Source organism: Kitasatospora sp. NPDC002543, assembly GCF_053594915.1.
Genome location: NZ_JBSFWR010000241.1, coordinates 1 through 1334, shown reverse-complemented (window position 1 = coordinate 1334; position 1334 = coordinate 1). Strand labels below are relative to the sequence as shown.

2 protein-coding genes are annotated in these 1334 nt (G+C 67.8%); both read right to left on the bottom strand.

Annotated elements, in window-relative coordinates:
* Window positions 1-18: 18 nt before the first annotated feature.
* Entirely contained in the window at window positions 19-606 is a 588-nt protein-coding gene (locus tag ACWD4P_RS38260; protein WP_266563315.1) for a 50S ribosomal protein L25/general stress protein Ctc, read from the bottom strand.
* Between the two features lie 179 nt (window positions 607-785).
* Window positions 786-1334 (bottom strand): ribose-phosphate diphosphokinase (gene prs / locus ACWD4P_RS38255; protein WP_449782828.1); only part of this gene is annotated, 549 nt, incomplete at its 5' end.

The window sequence follows — 1334 nt, the reverse complement described above, 5'->3', positions numbered from 1 at the left end:
TCAAGCAGAGCGTACGGCTCAGGCCTCGGCGCCCTCGGCCTCGGCGGACTCCGCAGCCGGCTCCTCGGCCTGCGCGGCCAGGATCTGGATGACGACGGCGTCGGGGTCCGTGACCAGGGTCGTACCGGCCGGCAGCGGGACGTCCTTGGCGTGGATGGCGTCGCCGCCCTCCAGGCCCGCGATCGACACGGTGACGGAGGTCGGGATGTGCGTGGCCTCGGTCTCGACGGACAGCGTGTTCAGCACGTTCTCGACGAGGAAGCTGCCCGGGGCCAGGTCGCCCTCGGTCTCGACCGCAACCTCGACCGTGACCTTCTCGCCGCGCTTGACGGTCAGCAGGTCGACGTGGACCAGGTAACCCTTGATGGCGTCACGCTGGACGGCCTTCGGGATCGCCAGCTCGGTCTTGCCGTCGACGTCCAGCGACAGCAGGACGTTCGCGGTACGCAGGGCGAGCAGCAGCTCGTGGCCCGGCAGCGTCACGTGAACCGGCTCGGCGCCGTGACCGTAGATGACACCGGGAACCTTGTTCTCACGGCGGATGGCGCGGGAAGCACCCTTGCCGAACTCGGTACGGACCTCGGCGGCAAGCTTGATCTCAGCCATGTGCACTCCTCGTAGAAAAGGGGAAAGGTGGTCACCCGGCCACGAACGGGCCTGCTACGAAGAGCGCGTCGATAACGGACCGCCGCACACAACAGTGCGGCCTCCCTCGCCGAGCAACTCCGTGAGTCTACCCGGCGGGAAGGCCGCCCCAAAATCGATCTAGAAGAGCCGCAGCGCGACTACGCCTGCTCCTCGAACAGGCTCGTCACCGAACCGTCCTCGAAGACCTCACGCACCGCACGCGCGATCGTCGGCGCGATCGACAGCACCGTGATCTTGTCCAGCTCCAGCTCACCCGGCGTCGGCAGCGTGTCCGTGAAGACGAACTCGCTCACCTTCGAGTTCTTCAGACGGTCCGCCGCCGGACCCGAAAGCACACCGTGCGTCGCCGTCACGATGACGTCCTCCGCACCATGCGCGAACAGCGCGTCCGCCGCGGCACAGATCGTGCCACCCGTGTCGATCATGTCGTCGACCAGGACACACACGCGGCCCTTCACATCACCGACGACCTCGTGCACGGTGACCTGGTTCGCCACGTCCTTGTCACGACGCTTGTGCACGATCGCCAGCGGTGCGCCGAGACGGTCGCACCAGCGGTCGGCGACACGCACGCGGCCGGCGTCGGGAGAGACGACGGTCAGCTTGTCGCGGTCGACCTTCGCCCCCACGTAGTCCGCCAGGATCGGCAGCGCGAACAGGTGGTCGACCGGGCCGTCGAAGAAGCC

Excerpts from the sequence above, each read along its gene's own strand:
- ACWD4P_RS38260 (WP_266563315.1), bottom strand. The coding sequence starts at position 606 with ATGGCTGAGATCAAGCTTGCCGCCGAGGTCCGTACCGAGTTCGGCAAG.